The organism is Caniella muris (genome assembly GCF_943193035.1).
Classification (GTDB): Bacteria; Actinomycetota; Coriobacteriia; order Coriobacteriales; family Atopobiaceae; genus Granulimonas; species Granulimonas faecalis.
The window spans coordinates 1419301-1441332 of record NZ_CALPCK010000001.1 but is presented as its reverse complement, the minus strand read 5'-3'; the positions used below and the strand labels follow the sequence as shown (position 1 = coordinate 1441332).

Below are 22032 nucleotides of genomic sequence, written 5' to 3'. Positions count from 1 at the left end.
GCACGATTGCGCGGGGACGGTGGGCATACGCCGTCGCCCCCGTTCACGTGGTCTTTGTGTGACAATTGACAGTTCGTGAAGGTGGCTCCTACAATCGTGGAGCTTGTGCTGCAACCAACCGCAGCTAGAACGCAGTATCCAGGAGGGTTTCCCAATGAAGCGTACGTACCAGCCCAATAAGCGGAAGCGCGCCAAGTGCCACGGCTTCCGTTCCCGCATGGCCACTTCCGCCGGTCGTAAGGTGCTCGCCCGCCGTCGTGCCAAGGGCCGCAAGCGCCTCACCGTGTCCAAGACCCGCCCCCGCTAAGGCCTCCTCTCCGTGAGAACGCTCAAGTCGGCCAAGGCCTTTGAGCGCGTCTTCAAGAAGGGGCGCCGCGGCCGATCGCCGTTCGTTCGCGTGTCGGTGCTGGCGTGTGAGGGATCGGAGCAGCCGAGCGTCGCGTTCGTGGCGCCCAAGCGGCTCGGTAACGCGGTCTATCGCAATCGCTGCAAACGCGTCTTGAGAGAGGCAGCCCGCGCGAGTGGGCTGCCTCTGCTTGGCTATGACGTCATTCTCTTTGCGACGGACCGCACCCACGACGCCTCTCCCGAGGAGCTCCGGCGGGGCCTCCGCACGGCCCTCGCCAAGGCAGGTGTGGGGGCGCTCCGTGGAGATGAATAGGCGGAGTATTGCGGCGCGAATACTGCTGAAGATATTCTTGGGCTACCAGCGCTACATCTCTCCCCTGCTCCCGGCGTGCTGCATCTACCGACCGACGTGCTCCCAGTACGCCGTCGAGGCCGTGCAACGCTACGGGGCCCTCAAGGGCGGGTGGCTGGCCGTGCGACGCATCTGCCGGTGCCACCCCTTCCACAAGGGCGGCTACGACCCGGTTCCCTGACCGCAACTATCTAAGGAATTACACCTATGTGGGAATGGTTCATCGGCTTTCTGACCCAGGTCCTGGCCGGTATCGCCGGCTTCTGTGGCGACTGGGGTCTCGCCATCATCCTGCTCACGTTCATCATCCGTATCCTGCTGACGCCGCTCACCATCAAGTCGACCCGCTCGTCGGCCCAGATGCAGGTGCTGCAGCCCCGCATGATGGAGATCCAGGAGCGCTACGCTGACGACCCCGTCCGCCAGCAGGAGGAGCTCCGCAAGATCTACTCCGAGCACAAGTTCAACCCCCTCGGTGGCTGCCTGCCCCTGTTCCTGCAGATGCCGGTCTTCTTCGCCCTCTTCACGGTGCTCAAGAACGTGCCGTCCGGCGCGCACTTCTACAACATCCTCCCCGCCCTCGACGGCTCCTGCGCGGGAGTGCTCGCCTCCGGCGGCATCGGCGCGGCCTGGGTGTACATCCTGCTCGACGTGCTCTTCGGCGCCCTGACCTTCCTGCCCATGTACCTCAACACCCGCAACTCCACGGCCGGGCAGCAGCAGTCCCAGACGCTCATCATGGGCGTGGTCATGGCCGGCATGATGATGTGGTTCGGCTGGACCGTGCCCGTCGGCGTGGTGCTCTACTACAACACATCCGCCGCATGGGGCGTCATCCAGCAGCTCTTCATCACCAACCGCATCATGGAGAAGTTCAAGAAGGAAGAGGAGGAGCGCTTGGCCAACGCCCCCGTTCAGGTGAACGTGGTGCGCAAGGAGAAGGCCCCCCGCCCCCGCAAGAAGTCCTAGACAGAGTCGAAGTCGTCTGAACGAGGCACGGGCAGAGCACCGTGCCTCGTTTTGTATCAATGGAAGGAGATCCTATGGACCCCCAGGAAATCATGGACACCGAGGGCGAGGCCCTGGAGGAGGCCCTCGATGCTGCCGTCGACTTCGAGGCGGTCAAGGCCCACTTCGTGGAGAACGGCTCCATCGACGACGCGGAGGTCGACGCCGTGGCCGACCTCTCCGTGAGCTATCTGCGCCAGCTCCTGGCCTGCTTCGGCGAGCACGACGTGGTGATCGACGAGTACGAGGGTGACGAGGGAGAGCTCATCCTCGACGTCTCTCAGGGCGACCTCGCCATCCTCATCGGCCGCCACGGCCGCACCCTGGAGGCTCTCCAGCAGATCCTCTCGTCCCTCGTGAACAGGCAGCTGGGCTTCCATTACCCCGTGGTCGTGGACATCGAGGGGTACCGTGAGCGCCGTCGCCGCAAGGTTCGCGATATGGCCCGCCGTGCCGCGGACCGCGCCAAGCGCTCGGACAAGCCCGTGTCCCTCTCCCCCATGAGCGCCTACGAGCGTCGCCTCGTGCACATCGCGCTTCGCGACGACCCCGAGGTCTCCACGCATTCCGAGGGCGAGGACCCCGACCGGTACGTGGTGGTGGAGCCCGTCGACGACACCGATAGGTAATTTGGTGCATACTTGGGTCAGCCCGCGTCTTTAAAGGAGAGCCCGCATTCCGGTGCGGGCTCTCCTTTTTCTATGGCAAGGTGGGACCGGTGCGGTGGGTTCGTCCGTGCCAGATTCTGGTGGTTCGTCGGTTCTTGGCAGGGAGCGTGCATCATGGAGAAGGACACTGTCGGCGGCGTGGGCCGGGCTATGCTCGACCGCAGGCTGGGCGAGTTGCTCACCTCCCAAGGCGTCGCCTGCACGGAGGGCCAGAGGACGCTTCTTCTCGACCACCTTGACATGGTGCTCGAGAAGAACAGGGTCATGAACCTCACCCGCATTACCTCCCCCGAGGACGCCCTGGTGCTCCACATCCTAGACTCCCTGCTGTTGGAGGACGAGGTCGCCAAGACCGACGGCCCGGTCCTGGACATCGGGACCGGTGCCGGCTACCCGGGGATCCCTCTGGCCGTCATGGAGGACCGCCCCTTCGTCCTGATGGACTCGGTGGGCAAGAAGGCCCGTGCCGTGGCCGAGTTCGCCGACGCCATGGGGCTCGGCGCCGTGGGGACGACGCAGGAGCGGGCCGAGAGTTATGCGGTCGACCATAGGGGCGAGTTCGGCGCCGTGGTTGCCCGAGCCGTCGCCCCCCTGGGGGTGTTGGTCGAGTACGCCCAGCCGCTCCTGTCCAAGGGCGGCCGCCTCGTCGTGTCGAAGGGGCGGCTCTCTGACGAGGAGTTCGGCTCTGGGCAGAAGACGGCGGAGAAGGTCGGTATGAGGCTCGTTTCACGTGAAACGCTCAGCCTGCCCGAGGGCATGGGGCACCGGGAGATCGTCGTCTACGAAAAGGACGGCCGCTCCTCCATAAAGCTCCCCCGTCCTGTCGGGGAGGCGAAGAACAAGCCCCTCGCCTGAGCAGGCCGCCACTCCCCTATCGGGCGCGGCAGCCCGTTTCACGTGAAACATGGCTCAGGGACGCTGTGCGGCCATCCGGCCAGTGTGCAACCGCCTGCCATTTGTTCCACGTGAAACGTCGTGGGCGTCGCTGTCACCGTAGCTTCCTGTTTCACGTGGAACGTCAGGGCACCTGCCGTCTGTATACTTGCCGTAGTGAAGCGTTGGGGTCACGGTAGACAGGAGGAACGGTGCCGTATACGGAGGAAGATCGCAGCGGTCAGGAACACTCGCCCGTGGTCTTGGCCATTATCAACCAGAAGGGCGGTGTGGGTAAGTCCACCACCGCCGTCAACCTCTCCGCAGCCCTTGGAGAGGCGGGAAAGAAGGTCCTCGTCGTGGACCTGGACCCACAGGGCAACACCACGAGCGGCTACGGCATCGAGAAGGAGGACCTGACCAGCGACGTGTACGACGCGCTGCTCCAGGACCGTCCCATGGACGAGGCCATCGTGGGCACCGTCGAGGAGAACGTCTCCATCGTGCCCGCCACCATCCAGCTGGCCGGTGCCGAGATCGAGCTTGTGAGCCGTATGGCCCGCGAGTCCATCCTCAAGAACGCCCTCGAGGACGTGAAGGGCAGCTATGACTACGTCTTCATCGACTGCCCGCCGTCCCTGGGCCTGCTCACGCTGAACGCCCTCACGGCCGCCGACGGTCTGCTCATCCCCATCCAGTGCGAGTATTACGCGCTGGAGGGCGTCACCAAGCTCATGGAGACCACCTCCATGGTCCAGAAGAGCTTGAACCCGGCCCTCGACATCTTCGGTGTCCTGATGACCATGTACGACAAGCGAACCACGCTCTCCAACCAGGTCGTGGCCGAGGTCCGTCGCTTCTTTGGCGACCAGGTCTTTGAGACGGTGATCCCGCGCAGCGTCAAACTGAGCGAGGCGCCGTCCTACGGTCTTCCCATCACCCAGTACAACCCCACCAACAAGGGCGCCGTCGCATACACGGCCCTCGCCCAGGAGGTGATCGACCGTGGCTAAGAAGACAGGTCTGGGAAAGGGCCTCAACGCCCTTATGGCCGAGTCGTCGGCCGAGGTGGGCAAGGAGACCGAGGCCACCCTCCCCATCTCCAAGGTCAAGCCCAACCCGGACCAACCCCGTCAGAACTTCGACGAGGAGGCCCTGGAGCAGCTGGCCGACTCAATCAGGCAGCATGGTGTGCTCCAGCCCATCCTCGTGCGCAAGGTGGGACGCGAGTACCAGATCATCGCCGGTGAGCGCCGTTACCAGGCGTCCAAGCTGGCGGGCCTCACGGAGGTCCCCGTGCTCGTGCGCGAGGTGGACGACGACGCGGTGTTCTCCCTCGCCCTCATCGAGAACCTTCAGCGCAGCGACCTCGACCCCATCGAGGAGGCCCGGGGCTACCGGCAGCTCATAGAGTCCCAGGGCCTCACCCAGGAGGGGCTGGCGAAGATTCTCTCCAAGTCGAGGCCGGCCATCGCCAACGCCCTCCGTCTGCTGGACCTCCCCGACGAGGTGCAGGTGCTCCTCTGCGAGCGCCTGCTCACCCCAGGCCACGCCCGGGCCATCCTCGCCGTGCCGAACGAGGAGGGTCGAATCAAGCTCGCCCGCAAGGTCGTGGAGGAGAGTCTGTCGGTGCGTCAGACAGAAACCCTCGCACCGTTGTTTTCTGGCACGGAATCGCCCAAGCCGACCCGGCCCCCCGCGCCCCAGGCCTTCAAGCGTGCGGCACGGCGTCTGCGCATGGCCCTCGACACCACTGTCAGGGTGAAGCAGAGCCGGGGAAAGAACCGCATCGAGATCGAGTTCAAGGATGAGGAGGACCTCAAGCGTCTCATGGGGCTCCTTGCCGCCAACGGAGAGGATGGTGCCCATGCGTAGGTCCCTTGGGATGTTCGTGGTGACCGGTGTGGTCGTTGGCGGGGCCGTGGCCGCCTTCATGGCGCTGCTGACCCCGCAGGCCCGGGGGAACCTGACCTCGACGGCCAAGCGGGTCGTGGAGGTGGGCCGTTCCATGGCCGAGCGCTTCTCCGGCGACCCCGGTGCCGCCCAGGACGCCGCCCGCCTCGAGGCCAACCGGGCCTGGATCGAGCGGCAGTGGGAGGAGGCAGGCTACTAGCCCCTCCCCCACCGGCCGTCACGGCAACGACGCACAGCGAACGGGCCTCCCTGCCTCATCGGCTGGGAGGCCCGTTCTCCTTTGGACCGCTCTGTCCCGTGCGTCCTAGCGCAGGCGCTGCTTCAGCTGCCCGCAGGCGGCGTCGATGTCGGCCCCTCGGCTGCGGCGCACGGTGGTCTCCACACCCACGCCCTCGAGCACCTTCACAAAGCGGTCGATGCGCTCCTCGGACGAGGTCTTGAGCTTGGAGCCGGAGTGCTCGTTGAAGGGGATGAGGTTCACGTGGCAGAGGGTGCCGCGGCAGAAGTCGACGAGGGCGTCCAGGTGCGGCTCGTCGTCGTTGACCCCGGCGATCATGGCGTACTCGTAGGTGGGGCGGCGGTGGGTCTTCTCGGTGTAGTCCTTCATGACGTCGTGAAGGCGTTTGAGGCTGTGCTTCCTCACGCCCGGCATGAGGAGGTTGCGGGTCTCGGGCACGGCGGAGTGCAGCGAGAGGGCCAGGCCGAACTGCTCGGGCTCGGAGGCGAAGCGGCGGATCTGCGGGACCACGCCGCAGGTGGACACCGTGATGTGGCGGGCGCCGATCCCCAGGCCGTCCTCGCTGTTCATGAGCCGCATGGCGGCGAGGGTCTCGTCGTAGTTGTTGAAGGGCTCGCCCTGACCCATGAGCACCACGGAGGTCACGCGCTGGCCGAAGTCCTGGCCCACGTGGGCGACCTGGGCGTAGATCTCGTCGGCCGTGAGGTTGCGGGTGAACCCGGCCTCCCCGGTGGCGCAGAACCGGCAGCCCATGCGGCAGCCGGCCTGGGTGGACACGCAGACGGCGAGGCGGTCGCCGTTGGGCATGCCCACGCACTCCACCGACACGCCGTCGTCGAAGGTCAGCAGATACTTGCGGGAGCCGTCCAGGGACTCCTGGCGCGCGACCTCGGTCACGCCGCCGAGCGTGGCCACCTCGGCCAGCTGGGCACGGAGGGCCTTGGAGAGGTTGGTCATCTCGTCGAAGGAGCGCACGTTCTTGTGGCGCACCCAGTCCTCCACCTGCTTGGCGCGGAAGGAGGGCTGGCCGATGGACTCCATGAAGGCCACGAGCTCGTCGTGGTCCATGGCGGTGAGGTCGGCCTTGGGGCCGCGCCTCGCGGGGGTGGCGTTCTGTTCCGCGTTCTCGCGGCTGGGGCTTGTGGGCTGGGTTTTCTCGGGCATTCTGGCACCTGATCCTATGGGAGAGGGTGGGTGGAGTATCCTCGACTCCGGTACCTGCGTACCGTCCCAGTCTACCCGTTCATGCAAGCCCGATCGGAGCCCCTATGAGCAGCAACGACGTCACCAAATCCCATGTGTGCCTCCTGTGGGGCGGTTGGGCCGACGAGCGCGACGTGAGCCACAGCTCCGCCGTCGCCGTGCAGGGCGCCCTCGCCGAGGCGGGGTTCGAGTCCGTGGACCTGGTGGATGCGGCCGACCCCGAGCTGGGTGTCAGGCTCTCCACCGGTGCCTACGACGTGGCCTTCATCGCCATGCACGGCAAGTACGGCGAGGACGGCTGCATCCAGGGCATGCTCGAGGTGCTGCACATCCCCTACACCTTCTCCGGTGTGGTGGCGAGCGCCACGGCCGCCGACAAGGACCTCGCCAAGCTCGTGTACCGCGACGCGGGCATCCCCTGCCCCGCCGGTATCTGCGTGGCGCGCGGTGAGGAGGTCGACCCCGAGGCCGTGGTGGCCCGGCTGGGCCTCCCCCTCTTCGTCAAGCCGGTGCTCAACGGCTCCAGCTACGGCGTCACCCGCGTAACCGAGACCTGCCAGCTGGCGGACGCCATCGCGGTCGCCCACGAGTCGTCCGACCGCGCCCTCGTCGAGGAGTGCGTCACCGGCACCGAGATCACGGTGCCGGTCATCGGCAACGGCGAGCCCGAGGCCCTGCAGATCGTGGAGGTCGTCACCGGCGCCGAGTTCTACGACCTCAAGGCCAAGTACGAGCCCAGCGAGCTGCACCACGTGATCCCCGCGCGCCTGGACCCCGCGGCCTACGCGCGCGCCCAGGAGCTCGCGGTGGCCGCCCACAAGGCCCTCGGCTGCTCCGGCTGCTCCCGCAGCGACTTCATCGTCACCGACGCCGGTGAGCCCGTGCTGCTCGAGACCAACACCATCCCCGGCATGACCGAGCGTTCCCTCCTGCCCGACAGCGCCCAGCGCTCCGGCATCCCCTTCCCCGAGCTGTGCCGCCGCTTTGTGGAATGGGCCTTGGAGGAGGGCGCGGGTCGTCTCTAACGTCCCTCCGCCGTCAAAAGGAGCCCTGTGAGCACCACTTCCGAGCCCCGCACCGTCGACGACCTGCTCATGGCGGGCACGCCGGCGGCCGTCGCCGACCTGTACCGGTCCCTTGCCGAGAGGGCGGCCGACCCTGCCTGCGACTTCGGCCCCATCGAGGAGGACGTCGTCGTCCTCGACACCGAGACCACGGGCCTGTCGTTCAGGGACTGCGAGCTCATCGAGGTCGCGGCGGCCCGCCTGAGCGGACGGGAGGTGGTGGACCGCTTCGAGTCGTACGTGAGGCCCTCCAGGCCCATCCCGCCCGAGATCGAGGAGCTCACCGGCATCTCCAACGCCATGGTGGTGGACGCCCCGAGTGCCGAGGAGGTCGTGGCCCGGCTCGCCGACTTCGTGGGCGGCTGCCCCGTCATCGCCCACAACGCCACGTTCGACCGTACGTTCGTGGAGAAGGTCCGCGGCGGCTCCGAGGTCTCGGACCTCTGGATCGACTCCCTCGCCCTCTCCCGCATAGCCCTCCCCCGCCTCTCCAGCCACAGGCTCCAGGACCTCGCCCGCGTGTTCGGCTGCCCCTCCGTGTCCCACCGGGCCATGGCCGACGTCGAGGCCCTCGCCGGCATGTGGCGCGTCATCCTGTGCGGCCTCGCGGCGCTTCCGCCCGGCCTCGCGGGCCAGCTGGCCTCCATGCACCCGGAGGTCGACTGGCCCTACCGGCCGCTCTTTGCCTATATCGCCGGGGAGGCGGGCGCGCAGGTGCCCTTCTCCCTGGTGCAGGTGCGCCGCGACCTCGTGCGCGCCCAGCGGACGCAGGTGAAGGTGGACGCCAAGGACCGCCTCTGCGACCCGGTGACGGTGCCCGGGGGCGAGCTCGAGGCGGCGTTTTGCGAGGACGGCGTCGTGGGGTCGCTCTACGAGGAGTTCGAGCCCCGGCCCGCGCAGAAGGCCATGGCGCAGGCGGTCAACGAGGCACTGGCCACGTCCACCGACCTCGTGGTGGAGGCGGGTACCGGCGTGGGCAAGTCCATGGCCTACCTGCTGCCGCTCGCGCTTTTCGCCAAGGAGAACGGCGTGACCTGCGGCGTCGCCACCAAGACCAACGCCCTCACCGACCAGCTGGTCTCCCGCGAGCTCCCGCTCCTGGACGAGAACCTACCCGGTGGCCTGCAATATATAAGTCTTAAGGGATACGACCACTACCCGTGCCTGCGCAAGGTCGAGGGGGCCATGCTGCAGGACCTCCCGGTGGACCAGGTGAACGCAGCCGGGAGGTCCCGGAACACCGTGGAGTCCGACATGCTCACGGCCGTGGCCGTGACGCTCTCCGCCGCCTGTCAGACCCCCGAGGGCGACCTCGACTCCCTGGGCATCCGCTGGCGCAACGTGCCGCGGCAGATGATGACCACCACCCCCGAGGAGTGCCTGCACAACCGCTGCCCGTTCTTTGCCGAGGGGTGCCTGCTCCACGGTGCCCGCCGCAGGGCCGCCTCGGCGGACATCGTGGTGACCAACCACTCCCTGCTGCTCACCAACGTTGCGGCGGACCAGCGCATCCTCCCCCCTATCCGCCACTGGATGGTGGACGAGGCCCATGGGTTCGACGCCGAGGCCCGGCGCCAATGGGCCCTCGCCGTGGCCGCCCCCGACGCCCGCAGGGCCTTCGAGACCCTGGGCGGCGTGCGCTCCGGCGCCATCCACAAGCTCATGGTCCAGGCCGCGTCCAGCGAGGCCGGCACGCCGGTGGAGCGGGTCCTCACCAAGGGCTCCGCGTCGCTCGCACGGGCCATGACGCTCTCGGCCGATTTCTTCGACGACCTCGTGCTCGTGGCCCAGGGCTGCGGGCGCCGCGGCGGCTACGACACCGTCACCCTGTGGATCGACGACAAGGTACGGGCCACGGCCGAGTGGGCGCAGCTTGCGGAGAGCGGCCGCGCCTTCGAGGCGGCGCTGGAGGAGGCCGTGAGGTTCCTCCAGGAGGCCCAGGCCCTCGCCTTCGAGGGCATCCAGGACGCCTCCACCGAGATGGGGGATCCCCTGCGTACCCTCGGCAACCTGCGTCTGGCCCTCAAGACCGTGCTCGACGGCACCGACGACTCCTTCGTCTACTACCTCGAGGCCTCGTTTGCCAAGAACCGCCGGGGTGAGGAGCGTCTGGTGGCCGAGAAGCTCGACGTGGGCGCCGAGCTGGCGAGCCGCTGGTACCCGGAGACCAAGACCGTGGGGTACTGCTCGGCCACGCTGGCCGTGGGGCAGGACTTCAGCCACTTCGAGCACGCCGTGGGCCTGGACTGTCTCGGCCCTGGGGCGTCGCGGAGCCTGACCATCCCCTCCAGCTACGACTTCGACCGCAACATGGCCGTCGTGGTGGCCTCCGACCTGCCGGACCCCTATTCCCGCGACTACCTTCCGGCCATGGCGGACGCCCTCGTGGCCATCCACGAGGCGATGGGCGGCTCCGTGCTCACGCTTTTCACCAACCGCCGCGACATGGAGCAGCTCCACTCCATGGTCTCCCCCCGTCTGCGTGAGGCCGGCTTGGAGCTCGTGCAGCAGACGAGGGGTGCCAACGTCCGTCGCCTGCGCGAGAGGTTCGTGGGCGACGAGCGACTCTCGCTCTTCGCGCTCAAGTCGTTCTGGGAGGGGTTCGACGCCGCCGGTGACACCCTGCGGTGCGTGGTCATCCCCAAGCTGCCCTTCGCCAACCCCAACGACCCCTTGGTGAAGGAGCGCGAGGCCCGGGACCCCCGCGCCTGGTGGCACCACTCCCTGCCCGAGGCCGTGCTCGCCGTGAAGCAGGCGGCAGGAAGGCTCATCCGCTCCAGCCGCGACAAGGGCGTGCTGGTGCTCCTGGACAGCCGCCTCACCACGAAGCGCTACGGTCGCACGTTCATCAACTCGCTCCCCAGCTCTAACGTCACCCGTCTGGGTCAGGACAACCTCGGGGGCTTCATCGAGCTTTGGAGACGCAGTCACGAGGGTTGAGGCCGCGTTGGGGTATGGATGCACGGTATTGATTGAGAGGCGGGGCGTTCCAGAACGTTCCACCTCTTTGTAACCAGTGATATTACGAGCTAGTGATAGTTGTTACATATGCTGTTGTGACTCTGTTATGTGATGCATGCATTAGTAACTAATATCAAAACATATGATTTGAGAGTCGCGGTAACAGGTTCTGTCACGGTGATACACCATCCTTCCCTATGTCTCACGAGACCGTAAACCGGTGCGTACCAAGGGGTGTACGCCGTCACATCCACCGTAAAAATCGCAACGTGACAAAAGTGTCCGGGTGTCTTGTCCCACCACCTGGACACTTCTGTCACGTTCGATGTTTGTTGTCCGGACGGTTTGAGGGGACTTCCTGGGGCCTCCCCCACCCTGCGGGTTGGCAGGGATGAGGGCGTATACTTGCGGGTATCTTTGGCTCCGGCCCTTGAACGTGCCATAAACGAAGCACCCGGCTTCACGGCCGAACCGACGGAGGATGACGCCGATGTCCATGAGCGAGAAGTACCTCGACTACCTTGACTCCCGGATCGAGATAGCACCTGCGAACAGCCAGGAGGAGGTCAACGCCGCAGACATCCTGCAGGAGCTGCTCTCCAACGAGGGCCTCGAGGTGACCCGCCAGGACGTCACGGCCCCCAACGACACCCGCTTCATCGGCGGGATCCTCCTCGTGCTGGCGTTCCTCGGCATGGTGGTCTCCGGCATCGGCGGCATCGGCCTCGCGGTGCTCGGGTTCGTGGTCGCCGCCGTGAGCGGTGGCCTTCTCGTCCTGCGGTACTTGGGCATCGACCCCTTCAGCCGCATCCTGCCCCCGGCCCGCAGCCAAAACGTCGTGGGCTTCCACAAGGGAACCGGCCCCCACGCCGGCCGCGGAGTGCGTCCCATCGTCGTGATGGCCCACTATGACACCGGCCGCGAGGAGCTCCTCGCCAACCCGGCCGTCTCCCGCTACAGCGGGCTTGTGCTCCGCTGGGCCCCGCTGGGCCTGGCCGTCGCGGCCCTCTGCTGCCTCCTCCAGCTCGTCGTGGTGATTCCCGAAGTCGCCCTCAGGGTCATCTGGGTCGTCGGCATGGTCTGCGCGCTGCCGGGCCTCGTCTGCGGCATCAACGACATCGCCGCCCACTTCGCGCCCCTCACCGGCGCGGCCAACGACAACAACGCCTCCCTCGCCGCCATGCTCGGTGTGGCCGAGGACGTCTGCGGGGGCACCGACGAGGAGCGCGCCCAGCGCGCCGAGCTCCTCGCGCAGGCGGAGGCCGAGGCCGTCGCCCATGGGGCCCTCGACTCCCCCGTCGTGGTCGACGAGGTGCCTGCGGAACAGCGCGTCGTCACGCGAACCGTCACCGAGATGGAGCAGGTCGAGGGTGTGCGCCACGGAAAAGACGTGGTAGAGGCCCTCGGCATCCTTCCCGAGACATGTCAGATCGAGTACGTTGAGCCGCAGCCCGTTACGGTCGAGGAGGTCGTGGAGGAACCGGTCGACCCGGAGCCCGAGCCGGTGGCCGAGGCCCAGTCGACGCGACCCTCCATCCCCATCCCCGACTTCCTCTCGCGCAAGGCCGCGTCCCAGGAGACCGGCACCATAGAGGTGCGTCAGACCACCGGCCGCATCGCGACCGAGCCCGTCGTCTCGGGCCCCTCCTCCGTGAGCGAGCCCACGCCGCGCTCCGCCCGCCGCGCCGAGGAGCCTGCCCCCGAGACGGTGACCGTCCGCGAGACCCTCTCCGTGCCCGACTTCAGCCATATGCTCGACAACCCCGCCGGTAAGGAGGACGTCGCCCCGGTCGAGGATGTCATGCAGGGGGAGCCGCAGGAGCCCGTCGCGCCCACCCCGTCGACCGACGGGGCCACCGTCGCCATGCCAGTCGTGGAGCAGGCCACCCAACCCTCCCCCGCCCCCGACGTCGTGGACGACCCCTCCTGGGGCCAGACGGACTTCACGCCCCGCGGCTCCATCGGCTTCGCCCGCCGCGCGGCCCTGTTCGACCTCCCCGACCCCACCCAGGCGACCTTTGACCCGCTGGCCGCCGACAGCCCCTCCCCCGACGCCATGGAGGACGCCGCCTACGAGGTCCCGGGCCAGGAACCCGAGCCCCCGGCGGCAGAGGGCGTGTCCCAGCGCGTGGTGGTGTCCCAGAGCACCGTGCGCTCCAGCTCGTCCGACGGCCGTGTGACGGTCTCCCAGAGCCGTCGCGTCGTTGCGGTCCCTGCCGATCAGCCCCAGGAGGCGCCCGCTGCGGTGCCCATCGAGCCCGTTCGTGTGACGTCCCACGACAAGGCGCGGAAGACCTCCCTGCGCGACCGCATCTCCCACGGTCACGGCCGCAAGAAAGAGGAGCAGGACTCCATGAGCGAGTGGCTCGGCGTGGATGAGGACTTCGACGCCAAGGCCGACGGTGAGCGCATCGGCTCCTGGGACAACTTCTCCGAGGACGACGGCAACCGTCACCCGTGGAAGGGCGGCGCCACCCGCTCCGCCGAGCTCCGCGACGATGAGGGTGCCGACCCCACGGAGGACCCGGAGCTCGCCGAGGCCGTGCTCGACATGGACTACGTGGACCTCGTGGCCCACGACATCTACTTCGTGGCCGTGGGCGCCAGCGAGCTCGACCACGCGGGCGCCAAGGCCTTCGTGAAGGAGTACCGCCCCCGCCTGCGCGGCGCGTTCCTCATCAACCTGGATTCCGTGGGCGCCGGCCAGCTCACCCTCCTCACCGAGGAGGGGGCGGGCAACGTGCGCAAGGTGGACCGCCGTCTGCTCAAGAGCATCGACCGCATCGCCCGGGACCTCCACGTGCAGCTGCAGTGCTCGCCGCGACCCTGGGCCGACACCGACGCCACCTGCGCCATGCGCGCCTCGGTGCGCTCGGCCACCCTCATGGGCTGCGACCCCGGCGAGGTGCCGGCCCTGGCCCATACGGCCGAGAACGTCCCCCAGAACGTGAGCCCGGACCAGGTCGCCCAGGTGAACCTCATCGTCTCGGAGACCATCCGCAGGGCATGACGCCGACACCGTAAAACCCGTAACACGGTGGACGGTCCTGTTACAGGAAAAAGGGGCGCCCCCGACGGCATCCGGACCGTCGGGGGCGCCCCTTCCCATCTCTGGGAGAAACCCGCGTCAGGCGTAGAGCCCCTGCAGGTGGGCGAGGATGTCCTCGTCGCCGACGAGGCAGGTGCCGTCGTCCGTCACGAGGCAGGGGACGGACTGCTGACCGCTGACCTCCTGGAGCTCGGCGGCGCCGGCCTCCTTGGAGCAGTCGATGTAGTTGAACTTATCGGTAAGGCCCTGACCCTCGATCCAGGTGATGACACGGTGGCAGTGGGGACAGGTGGGAAGGTAGAACAAGGTCATAACAGCCTCCTGGTCTGAGACGGTCCGGTCAGCGGGCGAGGTCGTCCTCGGGGTGCTCGACGAGCTTGGCGAGGAAGGCGATGATGTCGTCGCTCTCGTAGAGGGGCTCACCATCGATGAACAGGCAGGGCACCTGGCGCTTGCCGCCCACCTTCACCAGGCGGTCTGCGGCCTCGGTGTCGGTGCTGATGTCGTACAGGGTGACGTTGTCCACGTCGTGGTCGTTCATCCAGGCAAGGACCTTGTGGCAGTAGGGGCAGGTGGGCTTGTAAAAGAGCTCGAGGGTGCGTGCCTTCTTCTCGGCCATGGGGCCTCCAATCGTCGGGTTTTCGCTTCAAGGAAGATTCCCAGGGCCTCGACGGCACAATCGATGGAGCCCTTCCCTTGATAGGTCCGTGGAGAGACCGTTCCCATCGTCGCCTTTAGATAATTATCTGTGTCTATCCGACAGTTCAGGATAAATACAGCATGGGCTGTTGAATGGCAACCTGTGGATTTGTTTTTCAGAATGGGACCTTTCTGAAGCGGAATCGTGCCGTATCGGGATGAATAAATATGACAATCTTGCCAAAAGTACCCGATAAAACGGCCTATTTACCCTTTCAGAGTCCCGTAAGTACAGTTTTCCTGAGCTTTTCTGTACTCCAACTGAATTTAGAGGCGTAGAATGTCTCACATCTACCCATATCTAACCTCGAAGGGAATGAGAGGTGCAGAAAATGTTGAAGAAGCTGAAGGGAGGGGTACATCGGCATTTGGCCAGGCTCTATGGCCTGGTAGTGTGTACCCTTCTCGCCTTCATCGGCCTTCTGGGGTCGGGCGCGTTGAGCCCTGCCTACGGGGCCATCGACGTGGGTGCCAACCCCACCCCCAAGGTCGACATCGCCGTGACGGTCCCTGCGGACTATCCCGGCACCTTCCTCGACTTCAAACAGGAGCTCACCCAGAAGCTCATCGACCAGGGCATGGACCCGTCGGCATTCCGTATCACCAACACCGACGTCTCCATCGACACCACCGACCTGAGCGGCTGGCTCGTGCGCGACCACTATCGCGACCAGGCCACCTATAACAGCATCGTGCCCGCCGACCAACGGGCCAACCAGCCCTTCCGCCAGGCCGACAACTCCCAGACCAACGGCACCGGCACCATCGAGAGCTATTTCAAGAACAACACCAACACCACGGGTAACAAGTGCAAGAACTTCGACCGGCACATCTACTCGTCCGTGGACGACCAGGGAAAGTCCTCCATGGTGTTCGCCGGTTACGGTACGCAGGCTCTGAGCGACTACATGATCTACCCCGCCTCGAGCGACTCCCGCCGTACCTTCTCCTTTGACATCAACCCCGCCGTCATCGACACCCACACCCTGGGCAGCTACGGCTTCTGGCTCAACGCCGGCATCGAGAACAACACGGTCTCCGGCTACGTGCTCATGTTCACGGCCGGCAGCAACGCCTGCACCCTGCGTAAGGTGAGCGTGGGGGCCGACACCACCCTGGCCGCCACCACCGGCACCCAGGTCGCGTCGGTGCCCACCATGAACTTCGGTCCCAAGAACATGGTTCGCGTGACCGTCGAGCTCAACAAGAACAGCGTCACCATGCAGTACCAGACCTACGACGCGTCCGGCAACCTCGGCGACCCGGTGAACCTCCTCAAGAACCAGCCCCTGGACAACACCGGGTTCAACGGCTTCGGACCCCTGGTCAACTATGTGAGCCACGGCTGCGCCTCCCTCTCGATCATGAAGTTCTCCGACCTCGAGATGAGCTACGCCGCCTCCGCCTTCGACGCCCTCAAGAACACCCAGTACTTCCAGGGCGCCGAGCAGAAGTACTTCATCAACCTCGCCGGCACCTCCAACGACCCCCAGATCCCCGACGAGTTCGGCGAGGCCGGCGGCACCAACCCCGACTACACCGACGGCATCAACCGCCTCAATGAGAACGAGATCTTCTACATCTCCAACGCCCAGGACGGCAAGGTGGTCACCGACTCCACCAAGGACGAGAACGGTGACACCACCCACCAGGGCCTCGGCGCCGACAACGGCTTCATCGCCATGGGCGACGACTACGTGGGCGAGATCGCCGGCTACATCTACAAGAACTTCGTGGAGGGAAAGAAGTTCAACCAGGCGCCCATCAGCTCCGAGCTGCCCCTGGCCAACTTCTACATCGTCAACAGCGACACCGACGAGCAGCTCATGACGGTGCACCTGCAGCACCTGGTGAACACCAACGGCACCGTCCCGGTCAACATGGTGGACAAGTCCATGACCGGCACCCTCTCCGGTGACGACGGCAAGCTGGTGAGCTGGCACTGGACCGTCTACGACCCCTCCAACACCAAGGTCTTCGACAAGACCTACGACGACCCCTCCAAGATCGAGGACTACCTGTTCACCAAGAACAGCGCCCACGGCCGCTGGACCTTCGAGCTCTCCGTCACCGACGACAAGGGCAACGTCTCCAAGGTCTCCCAGACCTATGTGACCGCCTACCTCGACAACGAGGAGCCCTTCATCGAGGGTGCCAACACCGGTAAGAACAAGGCCACCATCACCCTCACCGACACCGGCGAGGGCATCGACGAGGACGGCATCACCTTCATCACCGACGGCCGCGGCTCCGGTGTGGCGGCCTACTGGGTGACCAACGACGTCAACGCCACCCCCACCGACGAAGACTGGGAGACCCTGGCCATCCCCCAGCACCAGTTCGAGTTCGACCTCGACATCGTGGACACCTCTCCCTTGGTGGTGTGGGTGCGCGACGAGTGCGGCAACGTCGGCAACAAGGCCGTCTTCCAGCCCACCCATGTGCGCGTCGAGGACGAGAACGGCAACCCCATCGACGACTACTACGTCATCGGCGAGAAGCCCATCATCGTGCTGCCCGAGGACGACGAGGTCCCCGACCCCGAGGACGACCCTGAGAACAACAAGTTCAGCGGCTGGACCACCCCCGGCGGCGACCCGGTGACCCCGGGCTCCACCCCCGACCCCGAGGGCAACGAGATCATCATCCGCCCGTCCTACTCCAAGGACTACGCCAAGCTCATCTACCTGGCCAACGGCGGCGACATCTCCGGCAAGCCCTCCTCCGAGTTCCAGGTGGTCTCCAAGTCCTCCATCTACAAGAAGATCGAGGACCACAACGTGACCCCCACCCGTGAGGGCTACACCTTCGTGGGCTGGAAGCTCCTCAACACCGACGACGCCACCAAGGTGGCCGACTCCGCCTACATCAACAACAAGGACAACGTGGCCGACGTCACCGACCAGCTGGCCGTCAAGGAGGTCGACGAGGAGAGCGGCGCCGTCAAGCGTGACACCTACTACCTCGTGGCCCAGTGGGAGGTCGGCAACTACGTCGTGCGCTTCGACGCCAACGGCGGCTCCCTCGGCAACGTCCGCTCCATCGAGGACGTGGCCTTCGGCACCAACGTGGGCTCCCTCGCCATCCCCGTCCAGGGTCGTGGCGTGCCCACCAAGGCCGGCTACATCTTCCAGGGTTGGTCCACCACCAAGAACGCCATGGACGACTACGCCAACACCTTCGCCAAGTCCTCCACGGCCGATGCCGGCCTGACCACCGTGCCCGCCCCCACCATGCCGTCCCACGACATCACGGTCTACGCGGTGTGGAAGTACGACACAAGCAAGTTCATCGTCTCCTTCGACTCCGACGGCGGCAGCCGCGTGGGCGACGTCTCCTACCAGAAGGCCAACGCCCCCTCCTATGCCACCAGCTCCATGGCCCGGTTCCCCACCCCCTCCAAGACCGGTTACGACTTCACCGGCTGGCACTACGTGGAGGAGTCCGGTGAGATCCGCGAGGAGACCACCGACGGCACCGGTGCCCCCATCGTCACCGAGAACCACACCTTCAAGGCCACGTGGACCCCGCGCGACGACACCAAGTACACCGTCGAGTACTGGGTCAACTCCGGCGCCAAGGACGCCGAGGGCAACGCCGTCTACACCCGTGTGAACGACGCCTCCGTCACCAAGACCTACACCGCCACCACCGAGTCCACCGTGGCCGTGGCCGAGGGCGACAAGACGGCCGAGCTCACCGTTGACGGCACCAGGTACTGGTACAACGCCGACAACCCCAACAACGTGCTCACCGGCACCGTCACCGGCAGCCCGAGCCTGGCCCTGCGCCTCTACTACGACCGCTACCTCGACGTGGTGGTGAAGGCCGACAGCCACAGCACCGGTACCGGCACCGTGGAGTCCAAGACCGCCCAGCGTGAGGGTTCCAAGCCCACGGTCAGTTGGAAGGCCGACGCCGGCAGCCACGTGGCCAAGGTCACCGTGGACGGCGTGGTCCGCGACGACCTGATCGCCAAGGGCTCTTTCACCCCTGAGGACGGTCTCACCGACAACGTCAACATCGTGGTGGAGTTTGTGAAGGACTCCGGCACCACCGACCCCTCCGGCCCCACCGGCGGCGACGTGCCCCGCAAGGCCTACACCGTGACCACCGAGATCCACGGCTGCAACGCCTCCGACGGCTGCACCATCACCGGCACCAAGCCCTACCTGGCCGGTACCGACGCCCGTATCGAGTGGAACGTGTGCTCCGGTTGCAAGATCACCCGCGTGCTGGTGGACGGCCGCGAGGTGGAGGTCTCCGGCAACACCTTCGACTTCAAGGGCCTTGCCGCCGACCACAAGGTGGCCGTCTACGTGACGAGCACCTCCATGCCCACCATCGGCGGAACCAGCAGCGACGGTGCCTACACCATCACCGTGAACCGCTACGGCGGCGACAGCACCTTCCTCACCTCCTCGAGCAAGACCATCCCGTTCGCCGACGCCGCCAGCGCCGACTGGACCTTCACGTGGGACCGCAACGGGTCGGCCTACAAGGCCTACGAGATCCGCGTCGACGGCAAGACCGTGCGCGGCGGTCTGGACGCCAACGGCAACTTCAAGACCAACCTCAAGGATGCGGCCAGCTACGGCCTCACCCCCAACGCCAACCACGTCGTCGACATCTACTTCTTCCAGGAGCCGGCCTCCGAGGACGGCACCGACCCCGACCCGGTGGTGCCGGACTTCTCCGACCCCGACGAGTGGGTCAAGGTGACCACCCAGATCATCGGCGGCGCCGGTGAGATCGACGGCGGCTTCGTCTCCAAGAAGGTGGAGGGCGACACCCACACCGTGGAGTACAAGGTCGAGAACGGCGACAACTACGACTCCGAGGACTACACCTACTACCAGGTGAGCAAGGTCGAGGTCACCGGCGACACCGCCGCCAAGGTCGACCAGGACAACCAGCAGGTCACCGTCACCCTCACCCAGGATGCCGACGTGAAGGTCTACGTGGAGCCTGTGGTGCGCAAGGTGGAGACCTACAAGGTCACCCGCCAGGTGGTCGACGGCCAGGTCGTCCCCAACGCCGACGGCGGCTCCATCGTGGCCTCCCGCACGGTGGGTCTCTACGGCAACTATTCCAACATCCTCGCCACCCCCAAGTCCGGCTTTAGGGTGGGCGCCGTGGAGGTCACCGACAAGCGCAACGGTGCCGCCGCGTCCCAGACGGGCACCATCACCCACCTGATCGGGCAGGACGGCAAGATCGCCGAGACCATCAAGGGCAAGGTCACCTGGAACGGTGCCGCCACGGCCTCCGAGCAGGAGACCGCCGACGAGCCCCAGGCCCTCGCCGACCAGGTGAACCCCGAGGCGCTCTCGGCCGACCCGGCCGCCCAGGCGCCCGCCAGCGACCCGCGCAACGCCCAGTCCGACGAGCCCCAGGCCACCGAGCCCTTCGATGACCCGGTCGCCCCCAGCGTCTCCGCCCCCGTGGCTGACGAGGCCGACGGCACCGAGCCCGTGTCCGACGACGTCCAGGCCCAGGAGCCCGAGGGCGCCACGGCCGACGACGCCCTGACGGCCGCCGCCTCCCAACTCTCCGACGACGCCCCGGCCGACGAGGGCTTCTCCCTCATGACCAAGGCCTACGCCGACGGCACCAACGGCCCCGACGCCGACAAGAACGTCTTCACCGAGCCGGTCACCACCGACGGCAAGACCTCGGTGAGCATCACCAACATCACCGAGGACCAGATGGTGGTGGTCTACTTCGTGGCCGAGAGCGAGACGCCCGAGGATACCAAGCAGGTCGTCTCCGACCGTCAGGACGGCAAGCTCCACCGCGTCTCCGTGGTCTTCACCGACCCCGAGGGCAACGTGCTCGCCACCGAGCCCAAGACCGAGGGCGAGGGCTTCGTGCCCGACGGCGGCAGCGCCACCCTCTCCTGGGCCGACCTCGCTGGGTACCGTGTGGTCTCCGTCAACGGCGGGGCCGCAGCCAACACCATCAGCCTCGACAACGTCACCGCCGACACCGTGGTGACGGTGGTCCTCGAGCCCAACCGCCCCTCCGACCCCATCAAGGAGAGCGGATTCGAGCCCCGCTACGTCATCTCCACCGACGTGCGCGGTTACGGCGCCCTCACCATCACGCCCACCAAGACGGTGAGCGCCGGGGCCGACCACCAGGTGACCTGGGAGATCGACGGCGCCCCGGCCACCCAGGCCGAGGGTGACGAGGACGGCTCCTCCGCCATGCCCCTCAACGTCCCCTACATCATCGACGTCGAGGTGGACGGCGACTCCGCCTCTGTGAGCGACAACGTGTTCAACCACGGCGGGTCCCAGGTCTCCACCCGCTCCGCCGGCGACAAGGGCTTCACCAACGTGGATGCCGACCACCACGTGGCCGTGACCACCATCCTCCTGAACGAGGACACCGACGGTAACGGCAAGCCCGACAACAACGTGGACACCGACGGTGACGGCGAGCCCGACACCAACGTGGACACCGACGGCGACGGCGAGCCCGACACCAACATCGTCGACGAGGACGGCGACGGCAAGCCCGACCCCGACGTCGTCGACCCCGACGACCCGGACAAGGACCCCAAGAAGCCCACCACCAACATCGACAAGGACGGCGACGGCGTCCCTGAGGTCAACGTGGACACCGACGGCGACGGTAAGCCCGACGTGAACATCGACACCGACGGCGACGGCGAGCCCGACGTGAACATCGTGGACACCGACGGCGACGGCAAGCCCGACCCCGTGGATCCCAAGGACCCGGATTCACCCAAGGTCCCCACCACCAACGTGGACACCGACGGCGACGGCAAGCCTGACACCAACGTGGACACCGACGGCGACGGCAAGCCCGACATCAACATCGTCGACGTCGATCTGGACGGCAAGCCCGACCCCGTGGATCCCAAGGATCCCGAGGCGTCCAAGCCCAACGTGAACATCGACACCGACGGCGACGGCAAGCCCGACCTCAACATCGACAAGGACGGCGACGGCAAGCCCGACCTCAACATCGTGGACAAGGACGGTGACGGCGTCCCGGACCCCGTGGATCCCAAGGCCGACCCCGTGCCCACTCCCGATGTCAACGTGGACACCGACGGCGACGGCTGGCCTGACATCAACATCGACACCGACGGCGACGGCAGGCCCGACAAGAACGTGGACACCAACGGTGACGGCGTCTACGACTGGAAGGACGAGGGCCACCCCGATCACCAGAAGTACCTCGACTCGATCAAGGGCGGGGACACCAACGGTGACGGCGTCTACGACTGGAAGGACGAGGGTCACCCCGATCACCAGAAGTACCTCGACTGGCTGAAGAGCCAGAGCACGACCACCACGACCACGACCACCACGCGCAGGCTGCCCTTCACCGGCGGCGCGGTTCCCAGGACCGGAGACATCGCCTCCGTGGCCCCCGCCATGGGCACCCTGGGCGCCATCGCCCTGGCAGCCACCGGCGCCCTGGTCATCGGCCGCAAGCGTCGCGACGACGAGGAGTAACGGCAGCGGAGGAGGGCACCGCCCATCATCGCTCCCCAAAGGGCCCGTACCGAGAGGTGCGGGCCCTTTCCTGTGGCGGGGCGGGGCCCGCGGGCCGAGGGGACCGCCGCCGAACGTCCTTCGAGGGGTCCTGCAAAAGGAAAAGTGAGGTAGTGTATCTAT

16 protein-coding genes are annotated in these 22032 nt (G+C 66.6%); 13 read left to right on the top strand and 3 right to left on the bottom strand.

The window, feature by feature from the left end; all coding sequences use genetic code 11:
• The first annotated feature begins 154 nt into the window (after positions 1-154).
• The 9 genes from rpmH to NFR49_RS06145 all read left to right on the top strand — a co-directional run bounded on the left by rpmH (position 155) and on the right by NFR49_RS06145 (position 5362).
• Positions 155-307 carry a 50S ribosomal protein L34 gene (gene rpmH, locus NFR49_RS06185; RefSeq protein WP_135977869.1) on the top strand — a complete coding sequence of 51 codons (153 nt, stop codon included), beginning with the start codon at positions 155-157 and terminating at the stop codon, positions 305-307.
• Between the two features lie 12 nt (positions 308-319).
• Positions 320-661: a ribonuclease P protein component gene (rnpA, locus tag NFR49_RS06180; protein ID WP_251158747.1), complete on the top strand. Its 342-nt coding sequence runs from the start codon at positions 320-322 to the stop codon at positions 659-661.
• Entirely contained in the window at positions 654-881 is a 228-nt protein-coding gene (gene yidD, locus NFR49_RS06175) for a membrane protein insertion efficiency factor YidD (protein ID WP_420840267.1), read from the top strand. Before rnpA ends, yidD begins: the two co-directional genes overlap by 8 nt.
• 26 nt (positions 882-907) lie before the next feature.
• On the top strand, positions 908-1669 hold the full coding sequence (locus tag NFR49_RS06170; protein ID WP_251158746.1) for a YidC/Oxa1 family membrane protein insertase: 762 nt from the start codon (positions 908-910) through the stop codon (positions 1667-1669).
• A gap of 74 nt (positions 1670-1743) precedes the next feature.
• On the top strand, positions 1744-2337 hold the full coding sequence (locus NFR49_RS06165; protein ID WP_251158745.1) for a Jag family protein: 594 nt from the start codon (positions 1744-1746) through the stop codon (positions 2335-2337).
• Positions 2338-2490: 153 nt separating this feature from the next.
• A complete protein-coding gene (gene rsmG, locus NFR49_RS06160; RefSeq protein WP_251158744.1) occupies positions 2491-3231 on the top strand; it encodes a 16S rRNA (guanine(527)-N(7))-methyltransferase RsmG in 741 nt (246 codons plus the stop codon).
• A gap of 230 nt (positions 3232-3461) precedes the next feature.
• The gene (locus NFR49_RS06155) at positions 3462-4262 is read left to right on the top strand and encodes a ParA family protein (protein ID WP_420840261.1); all 801 of its coding nucleotides are present in this window, start codon (positions 3462-3464) and stop codon (positions 4260-4262) included.
• Positions 4263-4296: 34 nt separating this feature from the next.
• The gene (locus NFR49_RS06150) at positions 4297-5124 is read left to right on the top strand and encodes a ParB/RepB/Spo0J family partition protein (RefSeq protein ID WP_251158946.1); all 828 of its coding nucleotides are present in this window, start codon (positions 4297-4299) and stop codon (positions 5122-5124) included.
• Positions 5117-5362: a hypothetical protein gene (locus NFR49_RS06145; RefSeq protein ID WP_251158742.1), complete on the top strand. Its 246-nt coding sequence runs from the start codon at positions 5117-5119 to the stop codon at positions 5360-5362. Before NFR49_RS06150 ends, NFR49_RS06145 begins: the two co-directional genes overlap by 8 nt.
• 105 nt (positions 5363-5467) lie before the next feature.
• Here NFR49_RS06145 and rlmN read toward each other — a convergent pair whose 3' ends face one another.
• On the bottom strand, positions 5468-6565 hold the full coding sequence (gene rlmN / locus NFR49_RS06140) for a dual-specificity RNA methyltransferase RlmN (RefSeq protein ID WP_275557142.1): 1098 nt from the start codon (positions 6563-6565) through the stop codon (positions 5468-5470).
• A 104-nt stretch (positions 6566-6669) separates the two neighbouring features.
• On the opposite strand from rlmN, the gene NFR49_RS06135 reads away from it, so the two are divergent.
• The 3 genes from NFR49_RS06135 (at position 6670) to NFR49_RS06125 (ending at position 13639) form a co-directional block, all read left to right on the top strand.
• Positions 6670-7629: a D-alanine--D-alanine ligase family protein gene (locus NFR49_RS06135; RefSeq protein ID WP_251158741.1), complete on the top strand. Its 960-nt coding sequence runs from the start codon at positions 6670-6672 to the stop codon at positions 7627-7629.
• Positions 7630-7656: 27 nt separating this feature from the next.
• Positions 7657-10608 (top strand): helicase C-terminal domain-containing protein, encoded by a 2952-nt coding sequence (locus NFR49_RS06130; RefSeq protein ID WP_338032528.1) that lies wholly within the window; start codon positions 7657-7659, stop codon positions 10606-10608.
• 511 nt (positions 10609-11119) lie between these two features.
• Complete coding sequence (locus NFR49_RS06125) at positions 11120-13639, top strand: M28 family peptidase (protein WP_251158740.1); 2520 nt, start codon at positions 11120-11122, stop codon at positions 13637-13639.
• 117 nt (positions 13640-13756) lie between these two features.
• Here NFR49_RS06125 and NFR49_RS06120 read toward each other — a convergent pair whose 3' ends face one another.
• Entirely contained in the window at positions 13757-13990 is a 234-nt protein-coding gene (locus NFR49_RS06120; protein WP_251158739.1) for a glutaredoxin family protein, read from the bottom strand.
• Positions 13991-14018: 28 nt separating this feature from the next.
• Positions 14019-14297 carry a glutaredoxin family protein gene (locus tag NFR49_RS06115; RefSeq protein ID WP_251158738.1) on the bottom strand — a complete coding sequence of 93 codons (279 nt, stop codon included), beginning with the start codon at positions 14295-14297 and terminating at the stop codon, positions 14019-14021.
• Positions 14298-14769: 472 nt separating this feature from the next.
• On the opposite strand from NFR49_RS06115, the gene NFR49_RS06110 reads away from it, so the two are divergent.
• Positions 14770-21870 carry an InlB B-repeat-containing protein gene (locus NFR49_RS06110; RefSeq protein WP_251158737.1) on the top strand — a complete coding sequence of 2367 codons (7101 nt, stop codon included), beginning with the start codon at positions 14770-14772 and terminating at the stop codon, positions 21868-21870.
• The last annotated feature ends 162 nt before the right edge of the window (positions 21871-22032 follow it).

What these genes read in the sequence shown, in the direction of transcription:
- rpmH (WP_135977869.1), top strand. Translation starts at nt 155, where the DNA reads ATGAAGCGTACGTACCAGCCCAATAAGCGGAAGCGCGCCAAGTGCCAC.
- yidD (WP_420840267.1), top strand. Translation starts at nt 654, where the DNA reads ATGAATAGGCGGAGTATTGCGGCGCGAATACTGCTGAAGATATTCTTG.
- NFR49_RS06170 (WP_251158746.1), top strand. Translation starts at nt 908, where the DNA reads ATGTGGGAATGGTTCATCGGCTTTCTGACCCAGGTCCTGGCCGGTATC.
- NFR49_RS06165 (WP_251158745.1), top strand. Translation starts at nt 1,744, where the DNA reads ATGGACCCCCAGGAAATCATGGACACCGAGGGCGAGGCCCTGGAGGAG.
- rsmG (WP_251158744.1), top strand. Translation starts at nt 2,491, where the DNA reads ATGGAGAAGGACACTGTCGGCGGCGTGGGCCGGGCTATGCTCGACCGC.
- NFR49_RS06150 (WP_251158946.1), top strand. Translation starts at nt 4,297, where the DNA reads ATGGCCGAGTCGTCGGCCGAGGTGGGCAAGGAGACCGAGGCCACCCTC.
- NFR49_RS06145 (WP_251158742.1), top strand. Translation starts at nt 5,117, where the DNA reads ATGCGTAGGTCCCTTGGGATGTTCGTGGTGACCGGTGTGGTCGTTGGC.
- rlmN (WP_275557142.1), bottom strand. Translation starts at nt 6,565, where the DNA reads ATGCCCGAGAAAACCCAGCCCACAAGCCCCAGCCGCGAGAACGCGGAA.
- NFR49_RS06135 (WP_251158741.1), top strand. Translation starts at nt 6,670, where the DNA reads ATGAGCAGCAACGACGTCACCAAATCCCATGTGTGCCTCCTGTGGGGC.
- NFR49_RS06125 (WP_251158740.1), top strand. Translation starts at nt 11,120, where the DNA reads ATGTCCATGAGCGAGAAGTACCTCGACTACCTTGACTCCCGGATCGAG.
- NFR49_RS06120 (WP_251158739.1), bottom strand. Translation starts at nt 13,990, where the DNA reads ATGACCTTGTTCTACCTTCCCACCTGTCCCCACTGCCACCGTGTCATC.
- NFR49_RS06115 (WP_251158738.1), bottom strand. Translation starts at nt 14,297, where the DNA reads ATGGCCGAGAAGAAGGCACGCACCCTCGAGCTCTTTTACAAGCCCACC.